The organism is Rhodoferax sp. GW822-FHT02D07, from assembly GCF_058802405.1.
Genome location: NZ_JBXAOD010000015.1, coordinates 1 through 893 on the forward strand (window position 1 = coordinate 1; position 893 = coordinate 893).

General features: G+C 60.6%; 1 protein-coding gene. It reads right to left on the minus strand.

From position 1 onward, the window contains the following. A partial coding sequence (gene tuf / locus AC1RNN_RS19665) for an elongation factor Tu (RefSeq protein WP_493091414.1) occupies positions 1-893 on the minus strand: 893 nt, incomplete at its 3' end.

The following is an 893-nucleotide window of genomic DNA, read 5'->3' on the forward strand; positions in this document are numbered from 1 at the left end:
GGCTTGCACAGCACTTGGCCACGTTCCACTTCTTCACGCTTGGTGCCGCGCAGCAGGATACCGACGTTGTCGCCAGCTTGACCTTGGTCCAGCAGCTTGCGGAACATTTCCACGCCGGTGCAGGTGGTCTTTTGGGTGTCCTTGATACCGACGATTTCGATTTCTTCGCCGACCTTGACGATACCGCGTTCGACACGGCCAGTCACCACGGTGCCGCGGCCGGAGATGGAGAACACGTCTTCCACGGGCATGAGGAAGGTGCCGTCCACAGCGCGCTCGGGCGTGGGGATGTAGCTGTCCAGTGCGTCAGCCAGCTTCATGATGGCTTCTTCGCCCAGGGCGCCCTTGTCGCCTTCCATGGCGAGCTTGGCGGAACCGCGCACGATGGGGGTGTCGTCGCCGGGGAAGTCGTACTTGGAGAGGAGTTCGCGAACTTCCATTTCCACCAGTTCGAGCAGTTCTTCGTCATCCACCATGTCGCACTTGTTCAGGAACACGATGATGTAAGGAACACCCACTTGGCGAGCCAGCAGGATGTGCTCACGGGTCTGGGGCATGGGGCCGTCAGCAGCGGAGCAGACCAGGATAGCGCCGTCCATTTGGGCAGCGCCGGTGATCATGTTCTTGACGTAGTCGGCGTGGCCGGGGCAGTCCACGTGGGCGTAGTGGCGGTTGGCCGTTTCGTATTCCACGTGGGCGGTGTTGATGGTGATACCGCGTGCTTTTTCTTCGGGAGCCGCGTCGATCTGGTCATAGGCCTTGGCCTGACCGCCGAACTTGGTTGCCAGCACGGTGGTGATCGCTGCTGTCAGCGTGGTTTTGCCGTGGTCCACGTGGCCAATGGTGCCCACGTTGACGTGCGGCTTGGTACGTGTGAATTTTTCTTTTGCCAT